Source organism: Faecalibacterium prausnitzii (genome assembly GCF_003287405.1).
GTDB classification, from domain to species: Bacteria; Bacillota; Clostridia; order Oscillospirales; family Ruminococcaceae; genus Faecalibacterium; species Faecalibacterium intestinale.
This window is the reverse complement of record NZ_PRLD01000001.1, coordinates 401,742-418,044: the sequence shown is the minus strand read 5'-3', so window position 1 is coordinate 418,044 and position 16,303 is coordinate 401,742. Positions and strand designations below refer to the sequence as shown.

The window sequence follows — 16,303 nt, the reverse complement described above, 5'->3', positions numbered from 1 at the left end:
TCTCTCTCAGCTGGATAAAGGATTGTTATACGCAATGCGCTTTCCAATCCAACACCTCATAGCCTGTAACTGGCTCCGTGTTCCAGCCTTTCCACGTTCCAATATTCCTATCTGTACATATCTGCCCTTAGGTGTCCCTCTGAGCCTGTATGCTGGGCGGTGCCTGTAACACCGCAAGGACTTTCATAGTAAAAATTCTTACTCATCCTCACATACTTCCGTAATCGGAAAGGAACATTTCTGCTCCTGCGCCTTTTAGACCCGTACATTCGGGATTTCGTCAGTCATCGTGACATTCTGACCATAGGCAGTTTTTAGACCTCCGGCGTATCATGCACACATCCCACCGCTGAGATACTTTCCACGGCATAACCTGTTTGGGTACATTTCCGCCGACTTTAGCGAGCGTTATACCGCAATCCTTGTTACAGAGGACTGCCGCATATCGCAGTTTATAAGGTAGGCGTTTCAGGGCGTTACCCCATCATTCCACCTATCGGAATATTAGTTCTCCAAGTCTTTTCAGGGACTCCTTTCCAGTTCCCGATTCTATTGTTAGCTGACTTGTGCGTAACCTTTTCAGTTACGAACGTGTCGCACTCTTGCCAGCGCCCACACAGTGGGCAAGCAGGCTGTTCCCGCCGTAAAGCATCCGGGCAACGGCATTCTGCTGGTGAGGACGCAGCTTGATTTCCGGTGTCATACCGGTAAAGCGGATATGGCTGCCGTCATATTCACGGGGTTTGATGCTGTTGAAGATTTCATTGTATTTCTGGCACAGCGCTTCCCGGCGCTCCGGGTCTTTCCATATCCAGGATTTAAAGGCTTCCCGCACCATTTCCTGTTTCTGCTGGGCCAGCATGGTTTCTTTCGTGTTGAGGACACGCTTTTCCGTGCCGTCTGCATCGTGGATGGTGTCATAAACCCGGCAGTCCCGCAGATTCAGGCTGTCCTCAATGATAGCATAGGCGTTCTTGCGCTTGGTTCCGTAAGTCACATAGGCAAGCGTATTGTTCGTACTGTCACGGGCCTTGCCGCTGATGTTCCACTCGCCGGTAGCAGAGGAATACCGTGCGGCAATGGTATCGCCCCTGAGATAGCCGGGGGTCTTTAAAAGTTCATAGGTAAACTGGGTGTAATACTTCGGGTCAATCCAGGTTGCGCCGATCCGCACATCAATCTCAGCCGCAGAGAGGTCTTTGGGCTGTGACTGCTCCAGCGCAGATACGTTGACCGCATACGCCGGGTCATGTTCTGCCGCAGCCCTGGCAGCCGCCAGTTTCTTCCGCACGTTGCCGGAAAGGTACTCGTCAGCGTTTTCCCAGCCTGCCAGCGGATGATCCAGCCCTTTTTCCGGGTTCTTAAAGATCACGCCGGAGAGTTCCTTGGCAATCTCCAGTTCCTCGCCGGGGCGGTCTAATATCTCCGCCATAAAGGAAAGGTCAACTCCGGCCCGCTCCCCAATGGACACAGCCAGGGCTTCCACCGGGGTATCCACATGGTTAATGCGCTTTTCCTGGTTGATGGTGCGCTTGGAAAACATATCCGCTTTGCGCTCCAGGTTCCTGTCCTCGTCCAGCACTTCCAGGGAACATAACAGGCAGTAGGAGCTGTCCTGCTCAAACGCACGCTTGTTGCCGGTGCTGTTGAGAAGCCCCCATTTTGCAGTGAAGCTGTCATAGGCCGAGTTCAGCCGTGTCTGAAGCTGTGCAATCTGCGCATCGGAACCGCCGTTTAGCTGGGTTTCAATTAAGTTCCGGGTAATGTCCCGCAGGGCGATCATGCCCCGGATGCGTTCCTCCGTGGCAGCCGGGACTTCGACCGGAATCAGCCCGCCATCTTCCTTGTAGTAAAGTTTTCCGTTTGCTTCGGTGTAACTGAAATTGCGGACTTCGGCAGGGGCGTCCAGGGGTTCGGCTTCCTGCTCCGGTGCAGCCGCTTCCCGCATCAGCAGGGCTTTGTCCGGTGCGCTTAAATTTGCCACCGCAGCGGCAAGCTGTTCTTTCAAGTCGGCATCCGGCAGCGGCTTGCAGGCGGTTTCCTGCCCGTAGGGGCCGCCTTCCCATACCATAGAACCCAGAACCATTTCCGGGTGCTGTTCAAAATATTTGTTGACGGGAATGCCGGCAGCGGTCTGGGAAACGTCTACCCAGTCCGGCATCTGTTCCGGCGGAGCGGCCCGTTTCTGCAAAAAGATGATGTCGCTGGTCACTTCCGTACCAGCATTTTTAAACGCATTGTCCGGCAGGCGGACAGCGCCCAAAAGGTCGGCTCTCTCTGCCAGGTATTCCCGGACGGCGGTGTTCGGCTTATCCAGTGTGCCTTTTGATGTGATAAATGCCACGATACCGCCTGGACGCACTTTATCCAACGTCTTTCCAAAGAAATAATCGTGGATGAAAAAGTGCTGCTTATCATACCGGGCGTCGGCTATCTGGTAGTTGCCAAAGGGCACGTTGCCCACCGCCAGGTCAAACCGGTTATCGGCAAAGTTGACACGCTCGAACCCGTCCACTGTGATATGCGCCTGGGGATAAAGCTGCTTGGCGATCCTGCCCGTGATGGAATCCAGTTCCACGCCGTAAAGGGCAGTATCTTTCATGGAATCCGGCACCATGCCAAAAAAATTGCCGGTGCCCATCGCAGGCTCCAGCATGGTTTTTGGTTCTAAGCCCATCTGCTCCACGGCATGATAAATGCTTTCAATGATGACCGGTGCGGTGTAATGGGCGTTTAGGGTCGAACCTCTGGCGGCTTCATATTCAGCCGGGGTTAAAAGCCCTTTCAGTTCGGCATATTCTGTTTTCCACTTTTCATCGGAACCGTCAAACGCCTGGGGAATGCCGCCCCAGCCCACATAACGGGACAGGATTTCCTGTTCCTCCGGCGTGGCATTTCGGCCACCGGCTTCCAGTTCCTTTAACAGCCGGATGGCCGCCACATTCGCCTGATACTTTGCTTTCGGGCCGCCCACTCCCAGATCGGGAGCAGTAATGCGGAAATTTTCTGCTTTGGGCGGTTGGTGCTGCACAGGTGCTGCCGGTTCGGACGGCTCCGACAGCGGAGCGCCGGATGCAGCCAGTTCTTCCAGTTCCTTGTCCTGGGCGTCTTTGACCAGTTCCCGGACGTAAGACACCGGCTCATTCCTGAAAACCGGGAATCCGGTTCCGGCAGCAAAGGTATCATCCCGCAGGCTGACCGAGCCGAAATCATAGTCTACGCTGTCAATGGTAAAAGTGCGCCCCTCGTCTGTGACCTGCATCCCGATGGGGATATAGTCTGCAATCTCCAGGACTTTCTGGACTTCGTAGGTTTCTCCCTCCGGGCGAGCAAACAGGGCGCTGTTTCCGTGCTGGAGCAGCTTTTCCCCCAATGCCTGCCAGCTTGCGGCAGAGCCGGTGACGGCAGTTTCCCCAAGTCCCGGAATCTCCCTGGTAACGATCTTGCTCCCCAGGGCTTTGGCGGCAGTTTCCGCATCCTTGCCATAGAACAGGTACAGATCATCCACTCGGACACCTGCCACATGGCCGGGGTATTCTGCTTTGAGCTTTAAGTATTCTTCGGTCAGCGGCGTAAGGTTCGGCTCCGGCTGGGGGCTTTCTTCCTCTGACGGTGCGCCCGCACGGGTTTCCCTGTCAGTACGTTCCGGCTGGGGCAGGGTACTTTCCTGTCCGGCTTCCTTTAAGGTCAGTGTGCGCCCCAGGGCGGTATAAGTTTCGCCGTTATCCTGGAAGAACACCGCAGGCAGGCCCGCCGTCTGTAACCGGTCAGCGGCTTCCTGCCAGCCCTCCCGGATACCTGCCACGGTCACTTCGCCTATTCCCGGCAGATCAACCGGCAGAAGCCAGGATACCGGCACCGCTTCAAAGGCAGTCCGGGCATCTTCACCGTAAAACAGGCAATACCCGCCGTTTTGGATACCGACCAATTCTTTCGGGTGCTTTTCTTTTAAGGCGTTGTAGGCATCCACATGGGGTAAAAGGGTTGTAGAGCCAGACGTTTCAGCCGGTTCTTCCGGTTCTGTCTTTCCCGTTACCCACGCAGGAGCATCGGGGTCATTTTCGTGCTGTTCCACGCTGGTACGGCGATCCGTTACCATATCCTGATAAGTACGCTCTAAAATATCGTCGATTAAGTATTCCCTGAAATCCGGCAGCGTGGTGTAGGCTTCATAAAGGGCGGGACGGCTGTCTTTCAGACCGGACAGCAGTTCGTCCAGTTTTGCTGAAAGTTCTTCCTGGGCATCCAGCACATCTGTATCCCGGTCACGCAGGAAAGGATAGATCTCACTCTGTTCGATCAATCCGATCAGTTCCGGCAGCGCCGCTTCATAAAGCCGTTTCGGGGTAAGGGCTGCCTGTTCCGTTGCCTGGGCAAGCACTTCCTTGTGCAGACGGTTATGGAAAGCGGACACATCAAAATAGGCTTTGGTCAGTTCCACATCGTCCACGGCAAGCACCGCCCGCCTGATAGCGACGTCGCACTCGATTTTGATATTTTCCTCATCGGAATTTTCCAGGGCGTTGGCAAAGGCGTTATCCTGTAAGACCTGGGCTAAGACCACGGGCTGGAATTGCTCATAAATATCCCGGACAGTGCGCTTTGCCGGTTCCGGCTCCAGGGCGGCCTCCGCTTCGTCACGCTCCAGCATAGACCGGGTGTGGTCTGCCAGTTCCTCCGGCTTCGGGGTTTCACTTCCCAATTCCTCAAAAGCGTCATTCAAATATTCTTCAGAAACCACAAGCCCTTGTTTATCCAACAGTTCCTGTGCCTGTAAAATGATTTTCTCACGGGAGGATGGAGCATCCGGTTTTTCCGGTTCCGTCTGCACCGCACTTTCCGAAAAATCAAAGGAAAGCTGTTCCGGTTCGTCCGCTTTTGCCGTTTTGTGGCTCTGGCTCTTTAACCGCCGCAGGGCAGACTGGGCGGCATCCAGGGGCTTCTGTTCCCGGCTGGCTTTCGGCTGTTTCGCCGGTGCCGCCTTTTGGGGCATATCCGCCGCCCTTTGGATCAGCGAATAGGAGCCGTCTTTGTAAGCGGAAAGCCTGTCATACGCCCTGGTGCAGACTTCATAGCCATACTGTTTGGGTGTCAGGGACTGCAAGCCGTCTTTCATCACAGACAGCAGGCCGTCCACCTGCGCCGGATTATCAAGCATGGGGCGAACCTGCTTCCAGCCGTCAAAGAATCCCTCCACCTGATAAGGACGCTGTTCTTTGGCTGCATAGTGGAAAAAGGAATCCACATCACGGGAGAGGATAAAACGCTCATATTCCGGGAACCGTGCCTTATCGTCCGGGGTAAGGAACCGCCCGCTTTCCATAAGCTGATGGATACGGCGCTCGGCCTGGTTCCAGTTCAAAGAAGTTTCCGCATAAGGCTTCCCATAGCTGCGCTTGATCTTCATGCCTTTGGCATCATGCCAGGTATCACGGATAGAGCTGCCACTGCCGCCAGTGCCAAAAGACTCTTTCAGATAATCCTGTCTTTCTTTGCGGTCTGTGTGATTCTGGAAAAACACATACGCCGCCAGCTTGCTGTCCGAATAGCCGCCGCCAGGGGCAAGCACCTCATTGATTTCGTCCTCTGTAATGAAAGTGGGGCGTTCTTCCTTGAACTGCCCATCCAGGGGAAAGACTTCTGCCGGGATCTGCGCCTGCTCAAGCCGGTGCAAAATGGCGTTGGGGCGGTGAAAATGGAACCGCAGGATTTCCCGGTTCTCCTGGTAAGCATCGCAGAAGCCCTCCATTTCTTTTACAACAGCCGCCAACTGCTCCGGGGATTGCAGCAGCTTTTCTAACTTAGCCGTATCCTCCGGGAAACCGCCCCTCTGCATATAGACTCCATCCACAGTGGGGAGAAGTCCGGCTTCCTTTGCCCCATCGCCAAAATCCTGCCTAAGATACCAAAGCTGCGCCGCCAGCTCTTTAAATTCATTCCCTTTGACCCGGCCTGCCTGTTCCGCAGAAAGATATTTGCCGGTTTCCACCAGCCTGCGGATACGGCTTTCTACCTCCGTCCAGGACAGGCGCAGGCTCTCTTTGTCATAGCGGGCACTTTTGCCGCTGTTGATAGAAAACCCGTTTTCATCAAACCAGACCGCATAGGGAGTGCCGTCTATGGTAAAGCCACGCCCGCCGGTGCCGAACTCTTTGCGCAAAGATACCGCCATTTCTCCCGCAGGAGCGCCAGCCTGATACTGGGCATAAATACGGAGCGCCCCGGCAGGCTCGTTGGTTCCGGCAGACAAAATCCTCTCAACTGCCTGCTCCGGCACCATGCTCACAGAAAAAGCGGGGGCGCTTGCCTCCGCTTGTGACTGGGCGATCTGTTCAATCTGTTCCTCCACGGTGGGGAACAGGGACATTTGTGTAAAAGTCGGGCTGGCATCGGAATACGGGCCGTCCATCTCCACAGACGATAAAACGGCAGGCCCGCCGCCTGCCGTCCGGGTGTCTGTATTTAACTGTAAATCAAGTCTGCCATCACGATCTCCTCGGCTCTCTGCCGGATGTTGTTCATCCGCTGTACCCATTCCATCTGGTTGGCTGCTTTCAGTTCCTCCGTCACGCCCTCGCTCATCGCCAGTTCCGCCATCATGCTCTCTACCTGCTGGTTCGCCGCCTGGTCGATCTCCGTCAGATGTGCCCACAGGGTTCCTTTCAGCAGCATCGCCGTGTAAGCCGCTTTCCTGTGTTCCATCAGATATTTCTCCCTCGCCCTGCCGTACCGGGTCAGGGTTTCCGGTTCGTTCTCCCTGCTGTCCATCACGATGTTCGGAATCTGATAACCGTTCCGGTTGGTGTATGTCAATTCGCTCATCTTCGCCACTCCTTTCGCGCTTTAAAGTGTTAAACTGTTCATCTTTATTATAGGACACATCCGGCTGTTTGGCAAGGCTTTTTTTCGCCTGTCTGACCTGTTCCAGTTGGATATTTTTCACCGCCTCGCCGATCTCCATTAAAATGGTGCGGTTGGCTTCGGCAGTGGCAGTGCCCAGGCAGGCCAGGGTGCCCACGTTGTTAAAGTTCGTAATGCCCCGCAGATCGTCTGCGTCGATATAGAGGGAAGCGTCCAGCCCGCAGCGGGTTAAAACCGCATACTGGACGCTGGCTTTTATGGTGTCACGGAAAATGACCTCTATGTTGTGGTCGTCCAGTCCCTCTAAAAAGCTGTCCTCCACCTCATAGTGCAGATCACGGAGATATTCCCCATAGTGTTCCTCCGACACCTTTGAAGCCGCTTCCATCAGGCACTCGCCCAGGTCGCCGCCCTCCGGGATGCCAAACGCTTTTGCCAGCCGTTCCATAACCGGGGCATGATAGGCTTCCTCCATTCTCCAAAGCCACGGGTCTTTGCCGCCTTTTACCCTATGGGTATCGGAAACATCGTGGACGTTCTGGATATAGGGCCTGCCGCCTGTGCCTTTGCGGATCAAGCCGATTGCATTGGAACCGGCGTTGACCCAGCGGTGCATCTTGTTATTCCACGTTTCGATGTCCGCACAGGCGACTGCATCCGGGCGCTGGATATAGATTAAAAGCTGGTCGTCAAAATCATAGCTTTTATAAAATCGGGATGCCGTGGTCAGAAACTTCTGCCAGTTTTCCGGTGTTCTTGTGACTTCCTGCTGGGCTTTCTGCGCCAGCTCAGAAATATACAGAAACCATCTGTTTGCCATTGTGACCTCCTTTCAAACGAAAAACACCCAGAACCTGCTTTTTTACAAGTTCTGGGTGTAGTTTACAAATAGGATTCTTTAATAATTTTGTTTTGCCTGTTCCGATAAATGGCGGATCAATTCTTCTGGGGTTGGGATTTCTCCCTTGCACGGAACACGGCTTTGATAGGCTTTGGTTATCTCGTTATTATTTAGTGGATTAGTATATGCGTCCGTAATAGCAGCCTGCATTTCCCGCTTGACTTCTTCCACGCTGACACCGTATTCTTTCGCCACTTTCCGGTATATCTTCCTCATGTTCATAAAAACTTCCTCCTAAGTAAATACTGTAATCGCCTGGATGATTCGATTATAAGCGATATTAACACTCGTTTCAACAGAAACAGGCGTTACAATCGCTCGGTTTTGGCTTCGGCGTGACTTATGATTATCTACAAGGAGGGAGCAGCAAATGGAAGAACAATTTATTCGTGACCGGCTTTCCAAACTTCGGGAAGAAAAGCAGGTTTCAGAACGAAAAATGAGCCTGGATTTAGGACACAGCACCAGTTATATCCGTGGCATCACATCCGGCAGGTCGCTCCCGTCCATGAGCGAGTTCCTTTATATCTGTGAATACTTAGGTATCACACCATCAGAATTCTTCAAAGAAGAAAAAGAAACCACTTTGACCCAACAAAAAGCGATTGACTATATCTATACCATGACGGATGAGGACATCCAGTTACTAATTGGATTTATTGAACGGATGAAGCACACAGACGAATAACAGGCGGTATCTGAAAAGAACGGACACCGCCTGTTTCTTATTGTCGGCGTTCTTTATTTTTCCGGTTCATATCCTCCAAAACCTTTTTCTGTGCTTCAGACAACACCCTGGGAGGGGCAACCTTGACCCACTTCTTGGGAAGTGAGTATGTCAGGCCGCCGTAGCCATTGTCGCCGGTCTGCGTGACCTGCTCCGGGTGGCTCTGGCACAAGCTGTTCAGCGTGTTCTGCAAGCCTGTGTTGTAGGTATAAACCGCAGCAGTAGATTCACTCTCATTAAAGAGGATGATCGTTTCCTGCTCATACTTTGTTAATCTCATAGGCATTACCTCTCCAAATCTTTCCGCTTCGCCGGGGGCTTGGCTGCCGTATGCTGCTCCGGCTTTTTCGCAAGCTGCTCCCGGATCGAGGGCTTTTTTTCCGTTTTCTTTTGCGGCTGCTCCCTGGAAAAATCCTTTTCCCGCATCTGCCTAAAAGCGGTGATCCTGCCGGTTTCATCCGTGACAGGGGTATACATTTTCGGAATCTTAAACATCATGCCGTCCAGACTGATGCCGCCGTAATAATTCCCGTGGGCGTCCCGTTCTTTCTGAAGCAGCACGGTCTTATCGGAAAGGATAAAGCCCTCCATTTCATGCTTATACACCAGGCCGCAGGGAATCCCGCCAGACTGGGTAATGGCGATTTCTTTGCCCACCGGCTCAAAGGGATTCTCCACCGGCGCATCTTCCACCACACGAAAAGCGGTAGGCCTGCCCCGTTTGCTCCGCTCGGCAACTTCATAGATATGGGCATCAATATAGCTGCCGTTTACCCTGCGGTTGGAGGACTCATAAAAATCCGGGGTGGACGCACAAGGCGTTAAAAGGATGCCGCCTTTGACAATGTACTGATCCTGGGTAATCTCACCGGGTTCGATATACCGTTCAAAGCGGTTGACCGGCACGACCCGCAAAATCGGCGTTTCCTGTTTTTGCTTCTGCATTTCCTGTGCCGCCAGCACCGCCGCACGCTTTTCCTTTTCAGCAGCTTCCGCCTGTTCCACTAAAAACGCATAGTCCAAGGCTTCCAGCTTTGCCTCCTGCAAACGTTCATCGGAGAGAAGTTCATAGATTGCCCTCGACATGGAAAATTCCGGGTTGTCAAGCTGCCCGCCGTCCAATTCCTGAAAATCCTGATTGAAAAAAGTGTAATCGTAGCCGCTGTCACAGGTCTGGATTGCCAGGTAACGGGAACCGCCGTCAATGGACAATCCCACTTCTTCCGGATTTGGCAGGTTGTTGAGAATCCCGTCGATCATGTTGCAGTTTTGCTCCATGCTCATTTCGGCGGTTCGCAAAGCATTTTGCGGGATGATTTCTTCCAGCCGCTTCATAAGTTCCTGTGCTGCCTGCACCGCCTGGGGATCACGGTCATCGTCGATAAAGCCCAGCAGATAGTTTTTCAGCCCATCCGTTTTTCCCGCAAGCAGCATCGCTTCGGTATCCCGGATGTTCTGTTCTTTGTCCTCAACGGTATCCATGTACTCATAAGGGTCAAAATCCGCCCCAAACTGGTCAAGGGCAGCCGCCAGACCGTGAATCTCCTCCGGGGCAGGTACTTTTTCTTCATTCCGGTTTATATTCGCCATAGGTTACTCCTTTCCTTTGGTTTTCGGTCTGGGCGGCAGCTCGATCTTGTAATTCACATACTTTTCGCCGGTATCCGCCAGCACCACCACAGCATCATAGAGTACGCCTTTTTTCTCGCTGAACAGACCTTTCATCTTGATACGCCCATTCTTTAAGAGCGCCGCCGCCATCGGTTTGGTCAGTTCCTTGTGCTTGGAAGTGAAAAAGCGGTCGTCTTTCCACATGGAAAACTGGCACTCCCGGTTGGAGCAGTAAAAATTCTTCTTGCCCTCCAGCACATCAGAGCCGCAGCGGGGGCATTTCCCGATAACCTCCCTCTGTTGGAACAGGGAAGTATCCGCTTTGACGGCACTGTACTGGGCAACCAGATCGGACACCATCTGTTCAATGCCGCCCATAAACACATCGGGAGCCTGTTCGCCACGCTCCACAGCTTTTAAGCCAGCTTCCCACTGGGCGGTCAGCCTGGCGGACTTCACGCTGTCCGGCAGCACCACAATCAGGTTGAACCCCTTTTTTGTGGGGAGAAGCTGCCTGCCCTTGCGTTCCAGGAAACCGCCACGCACCAGCTTTTCCAACACACCGGCACGGGTGGCAGGTGTGCCCAGGCCCGTGCGCTCTGCGCCCTCGATCTCGGCAAATTCTTCGGCGCTGGCGTGTTCCATAGCCGATAAAAGCAGATCTTCCGTGAAGTGCCGGGGCGGGCTGGTGGTTCCCTCTTTGGTAGAAGCCCTGACCTTTTCAAAGGTCTGCCCCTCTATAAGCGGCGGCAGGGCTTTGGCGTCCTCGTCCTTGGAATCGTCCTCCGGCTTCTTTTTCAGCGTAGCAAAGAAAGCCTGTTCCACCGCCTTAAAACCGGGCGATACCACCACACGCCCTTTTGCCGTAAATGTAACGCCGCCGCAGAGAAGAACAGCCGTGGTATCCTCATAAAGATGTTTTTCCCCCACAGCGCACAACAGCCGCACCGTTACCAATGTCAGGATATTGCGCTCCCCGGCAGGAAGCGAGGAGAGGTCAGTGCCAGAAATCTGCTTTGTGGGCAGTAATGCGTGGTGGTCGCTGACCTTGCTGTTATTGATGATACGGGACGCATCCACGCTGAGAGCCGCCACGGAAAACGGCAGGGCGGACGTCGCCAGCTCACACAGCGCCGGAATGGTATCTTTCATATCCTCCGTCAGATAGTTGGAATCCGTCCGTGGGTAGGTCAGCAGCTTTTTCTCATACAACGCCTGGGCGTAGTCAAGCACCTGCTGGGCCGTATATCCAAACAGCCGGTTCCCGTCCCGCTGAAGCGAAGTCAGGTCATAGAGCTTGGGCGGCTGTGTGGACTTCTGCTTCTTTTCCACGGACTGCACAACAGCAGCCTGCGTGCTGCAGGCGGCTGAAAGATGGTCGGCGGCTTTTCGGTTCTCACACCGTTCACTGGCGGCGGTAAACTTCCCGCAGTCCAGCACCACCGTATAAAACTTTTCCTTTTTAAAATCGGAAATGGCAGTTTCCCGGTCTACTACCAGGGCAAGGGTCGGGGTCATAACCCTGCCGATGTTCAAAGTTTTCCGGTACAGGGTAGAAAACAGCCTGGTGCCGGAAATGCCCACCAGCCAGTCCGCCTTGGCACGGCACAGGGCAGCTTGATACAAAAGATCATACTCTGCACCGGGGCGCAGGTTCTCAAATCCCTCCCGGATTGCGGAATCTTCCATACTGCTGATCCACAGCCGTTCAAAGGGCTTTGTGCATCCGGCATGGTCATAGACCAGCCGGAAAATCAATTCCCCCTCACGCCCCGCATCCGTAGCGCACACCATGCTTTCCACATCCGGGCGGTTCATCAGGGAAACCAGCACCTCATACTGGTCTTTTTTATCCGGTGCCACCGTGTATTTCCATTCTTCCGGGATAATGGGCAGATCTTCATAGCACCATTTGGAATACCGGGCATCATAAGCGTCAGCCGCCGCCAGCCCGATGAGATGCCCCACACACCAGGACACCACATAGCCGTTACCCTGCAAATATCCCTGTCCACGTTCCTTTGCGCCCAGCACGGCGGCTAAACTCTGCGCCACACTGGGCTTTTCTGCAATTACTAACTTCAAGCCGTTTTCCTCCTTTCGCCCATCAGCTTCTTGTAGCAGATACCCACACAGCGCCGCCCCTTGCCATAACCACAGTCATAGCAGGGGGAATCGGGGGCAGGTGCCGGCCTTTCCTCCGACACCTGCCGCCCAGCGGGTTTCTGCTGCATCATCCGTTCCAGTCCGGGGTTATCAGAAAACAAGGTCATCGTCGCCCTCGATGGGAATATCCTCGTTATCTTCCTCATAAAGCCTGCGCTGTTCGGCTTCTTCTTCCTCGGAAAGTTCCTCCTGACCTGCATCCTCGCCGGTTGCTTCCTCATCTTCGTTGACAGTAGGCTCCTCCGGCCCCTCAAACTCAAAATCGTCGATGTCCTCGGCATCATCCAGATCATGCTTCGGCCTATAAACCTTGAAATAGTAGCCCAGGCCGCCAGCCGCCAGCGCAGCCACGATCACAAGGAACATCATACTGTTGTTACTCTTGGGGGCGGGCTGCTCCGGTTCGGGTTCCGATGTTTCCGGTTCTGACGGTTCCTCCGGCTCGGCAGGAGCGGCGGGTTCCGGCTCTGACGGTGCGGTCGGTGTGACAGTCTGGCTGTCCGTGTCTTTTTGTGCCAGCGCCATCAGGTCGCTTTCCGTTACGGCATTGAGGAAATACACATTTTCGCTGTCACGCTGCTTGTCGATAATAAGGTAAAACACATTTTCATCCGGGGTCATAATGGTATAGAACTCCTTGCCCTGTTCATCGCTAGCGTTATCAACCACCGTGGCGCTGCCATCCGGGGTAAACGGGTTATCCTCCGTTTCCTCCGTGGCAACCGGGCTTACCGCAGACGGGTCTTTTTCGGTATCCGCTTTGTTAGAGGAAGAAATAGTGCCGCCGGTAGGCTTTGCCGTCTGCCCGGTAGAAGCAGTCCCGCCAGTGCCAGACTGTGAAAGCGTGGTGCCGGTGCCCCCGCCCGTGGGCGTTGTAACCGTGGATGCAGGGATAGACGGACTGGTGGGAGAACTGGAAGTCTTATCGCTGTCTTTTTTCGGTTCCTCATAATAGGGATTGTTAAGCTGGGTCATGCGGCTTTTATTCCCAGCACGGTCAGTGGCCTGGATCGTGATCTGCTCATAATTGTCCGCATAATCTTTCAGGCGAATATCCAGAGTGCCATTATTCAGCTTGGAAAAGGAATTGCCGCAGACGTAGATTTTATCCACGCCGGAAAGGTCATCGCTTGCTTCCACACGGAGCAGCTCGCCCTCAATCCCCGCACGGATCGTCGGGGCTTCCCGGTCAAAGACCTCAATGTAACGGTTCTTGGTGTGGGACTTCCCGTTTTTATCGGTCACGGTCACATAAATAGTGCAGTTTTCGGAGATTTCCAGGGATACCTTGTCTTTATCCACCAGATCGTCCGTTAAATCAATCCAACTGCCGCCGCTGTTGATTTTGGCTTCCACGGTATCCCAGCCGGTTTTATTGACATCCTTAATGCGGATTTCCACGTTTGCCCGATTGGTGTACCAGCCGTCCGGGGCAAGAATGGAAATGGTAAACTTGGGGTCAACCACTTCCGGCTCCTTGCCCTCGCATTTTGTCAGGTTATTCTTGCAGATCTCGCATCCTGTATTGACCGCACCAGCGGCACATTTATCGGTGCAGGTGCATTTTTCCGGTTCGGCAGGCGGTTCCGGCTCCGTGGGCGTATCCGGTGCTTTCCCGATGCACTGTGCCCGGTCAGACTGGCAGACAGCACAGTCAGGATTCACCGCACCCTCCTGGCACAGAACCGTGCAGATACAAACTGCCGGTTCTCCTGCCGGGGGAGCGGTACACAAATCCATATCGGCAGCGCAGGCGGGGCACTCGGTATTGTGATCGTCCTTGGTGCATTTCTTCTCGCAAAAGCAGGGCAGCATGTTCGGCTCTGCCGCCTGCCCTTTGCAGGCATCGGCATTTCCCTTGCACACCGGGCATTCCTGATTGGGATTTTCCACCGAGCATTTCGTATCACAAATGCAGGCAGGCGCATCGTTGCCCGATACGTCCTGCGCCGCAGCCATGCCCAAAAGGGGCATCGTCAAAAGGAAGATAGAGAGCATCATGCAGACCATTCCGGTCAGCCGCTTACTCCGCTTCATGTTCAGATTCTTCATGTTCGTTATCCTCGCTTTCCATAAAATCAGGCGTCCCGGCTTTAGAGCCACGGAACGCCTTGATAAATGCTGCCAGTTCCTCCGGGGCTACATCCAGCCCGCGAACCATACCGACAATCTCCATATTTTCCAGTTCGGTCTTTTGCTGCTCCAGTTCCCTAAGCCGGGTCTGCTGGACAGCGATTTTTTCTTTTACCTTGTCGATCTCCGACAAGACTTTCTGCAACTTGTTACTCAAGTCAAAACCTCCTTAATTTAATCTGCCGATGGCATAGAAATGCTGCGACCAATAGCTGCTGTCAGTCCTTGCGTACTGGATGGGCGACCCACAGTGAATCATCATATTGTTGCCGACGTAAATTCCCACATGGCTCACCGGCCCTGGGGAGTTATAAGTGCCGGTAAAGAAAATAATGTCGCCGGGCTTTGCCTCTGACATTGGGATATGGGCGCATTGGTTATAAATGCCCTGGGCGGTGGTGCGGGGCAGGTTGTGGACGCCGCTGTGCGTGTAAACGTAGCAGACAAATCCGCTGCAATCAAAGCTGGTGCTTGGAGAAGAACCGCCCCAGACGTAGGGGAACCCTAAGTATTTTTCGGCTTCTGCGATCAGTGCGGCAAAATCAGGGTCAGCCAGGGCTTCCCCCGGAATGTCGTAATCTTCACCGGCGCTTTCATTGGCGTAAATATCGCTGCCGAACAGATAGGGCTTATTCCCCTTTAAGGAAAGGGTGGCCGTATAGCGTTCTTTCTGCTCCTCGTCCAAGTTCTCCAGGGCAACCGCCCCGAACCCTTTATTTCTAAGGGTCACATAGAGGATGTAATACTCATATTCCTCCTCATCCTCCGTGGTTTCCCCGGTTTCCGGGTCGGTGGAAGTAACCGTGCGGGTTCTGATCTCCACCACCTCACGGGTGGTCAGACTGTACTGCCTGTCGAACATGGCTTCCAGTTCTGCCTGCACCTGGGCAGGGGTAAAAGCGTCAAACTTTGCCGTCAGATAGGAAATCAGTTCATTGGGGTTATGCCCGATGCTGTCCACATCGTACCGGTATTCATCATAGCCAGGGTGGGTGCGCTCGATATTTGCCAGTTCATTTTGCAAAGCGGTTTCCAGGGCGGTGTAATTGGCTTCTGTCTGAATGATGTCGGGATCTTCCGAAGTGTAGGAAGTGCCCAGCACGGCGCTCATGGCTCCATCCATCATCACAGAGCAGGAAGAAAGGGACGAAAACACCATAATAATCAGCATGGCAATCGCACCAGCCATCACCAGCCCGCCTTTATGCTCCTGCACCGCAGTCGCCACGGTCTGACCGATACTGCCAAACATATCCTTTGCTTTCTGAACAAAAGCTGATCCCTGTTTCTCAGCCTGCTTTGCTTTCCGAAACTCTTTGGCATACTGGCGCTTGATGCGCTGTTTCTGAATAAGACGCTTGACGGCGTTTTCCTGCAATTCCGGGTTATCCCGGACAGCGGCACGATAAGCGGCACTGACATTCGCCCGGTTGACCTGGGCTTCCAGCTTCTCCACACGCTTATACGGGGCGTTCTGCCGGTACTTGCGGATTTCATGGCTGGCGAGAGCAGCGGCCCCCTCAGACGCAAGCTCTGTCCGATGGGCGGCTTTCGTACCCACGTTTTCTTCCTCCACCTGATGAATCTTGGAGTGGACGGTGGCGCTGGCACTCTGTACCATGCGCCTGCCCGCCTTTTTCGGCAGGGTTTCCTGCCCACGTTTTTTCTCCACTTCCTCAAACCGGAGTGTGTGCTTCAGCCTGCTTTTTTCGGGATCAAGTTCTTTTTGCAGACGCAGTTTTTTCTTCTTAGGCACTTTCTTTTTCGCCTTTTCCAGCTTCGTACCCAAAACCTCCGCCTTGTGTTCCGCACGGGCAGCCCGTTCCTCCGGGGTGAAATTCAGCCGTTTGCTGCGCTCCACATCATCAGCATCGTAGATGTTGGCTTTTTTCTTCATGGCAGAC

The 16,303-nt window shown here is 53.8% G+C and carries 10 protein-coding genes; 1 reads left to right on the top strand and 9 read right to left on the bottom strand.

All coding sequences use genetic code 11. The features are described from left to right. Nucleotides 1-583: 583 nt before the first annotated feature. On the bottom strand, nucleotides 584-7,681 hold the full coding sequence (locus tag C4N24_RS15850) for an N-6 DNA methylase (RefSeq protein ID WP_431733121.1): 7,098 nt from the start codon (nucleotides 7,679-7,681) through the stop codon (nucleotides 584-586). Nucleotides 7,682-7,759: 78 nt separating this feature from the next. Continuing rightward, the gene (locus C4N24_RS02140) at nucleotides 7,760-7,984 is read right to left on the bottom strand and encodes a sporulation initiation factor Spo0A C-terminal domain-containing protein (protein WP_112090118.1); all 225 of its coding nucleotides are present in this window, start codon (nucleotides 7,982-7,984) and stop codon (nucleotides 7,760-7,762) included. Nucleotides 7,985-8,132: 148 nt separating this feature from the next. Here C4N24_RS02140 and C4N24_RS02135 point away from each other — a divergent pair, with 148 nt between their 5' ends. Next, a complete protein-coding gene (locus C4N24_RS02135) occupies nucleotides 8,133-8,450 on the top strand; it encodes a helix-turn-helix domain-containing protein (protein ID WP_112090117.1) in 318 nt (105 codons plus the stop codon). Nucleotides 8,451-8,487: 37 nt separating this feature from the next. Here the strand turns inward: C4N24_RS02135 and C4N24_RS02130 are convergent, their stop codons facing one another. From C4N24_RS02130 to C4N24_RS02100, 7 genes are read right to left on the bottom strand one after another with little or no spacing between them, the layout of a single operon-like run. After that, nucleotides 8,488-8,769 carry a hypothetical protein gene (locus C4N24_RS02130; protein ID WP_112090173.1) on the bottom strand — a complete coding sequence of 94 codons (282 nt, stop codon included), beginning with the start codon at nucleotides 8,767-8,769 and terminating at the stop codon, nucleotides 8,488-8,490. Nucleotides 8,770-8,774: 5 nt separating this feature from the next. After that, entirely contained in the window at nucleotides 8,775-10,079 is a 1,305-nt protein-coding gene (locus C4N24_RS02125; protein ID WP_112090116.1) for an LPD16 domain-containing protein, read from the bottom strand. Between the two features lie 3 nt (nucleotides 10,080-10,082). Continuing rightward, complete coding sequence (locus C4N24_RS02120; protein ID WP_112090115.1) at nucleotides 10,083-12,185, bottom strand: DNA topoisomerase 3; 2,103 nt, start codon at nucleotides 12,183-12,185, stop codon at nucleotides 10,083-10,085. Continuing rightward, nucleotides 12,182-12,373: a hypothetical protein gene (locus tag C4N24_RS02115; protein ID WP_112090114.1), complete on the bottom strand. Its 192-nt coding sequence runs from the start codon at nucleotides 12,371-12,373 to the stop codon at nucleotides 12,182-12,184. Before C4N24_RS02115 ends, C4N24_RS02120 begins: the two co-directional genes overlap by 4 nt. After that, nucleotides 12,357-14,318: a DUF4366 domain-containing protein gene (locus C4N24_RS02110; RefSeq protein WP_112090113.1), complete on the bottom strand. Its 1,962-nt coding sequence runs from the start codon at nucleotides 14,316-14,318 to the stop codon at nucleotides 12,357-12,359. The genes C4N24_RS02115 and C4N24_RS02110 overlap by 17 nt, the downstream gene beginning before the upstream one ends. Then, complete coding sequence (locus tag C4N24_RS02105; protein ID WP_112090112.1) at nucleotides 14,290-14,556, bottom strand: DUF4315 family protein; 267 nt, start codon at nucleotides 14,554-14,556, stop codon at nucleotides 14,290-14,292. The genes C4N24_RS02110 and C4N24_RS02105 overlap by 29 nt, the downstream gene beginning before the upstream one ends. 12 nt (nucleotides 14,557-14,568) lie before the next feature. Further along, nucleotides 14,569-16,296: a C40 family peptidase gene (locus tag C4N24_RS02100; RefSeq protein WP_112090111.1), complete on the bottom strand. Its 1,728-nt coding sequence runs from the start codon at nucleotides 16,294-16,296 to the stop codon at nucleotides 14,569-14,571. Nucleotides 16,297-16,303: the final 7 nt, after the last annotated feature.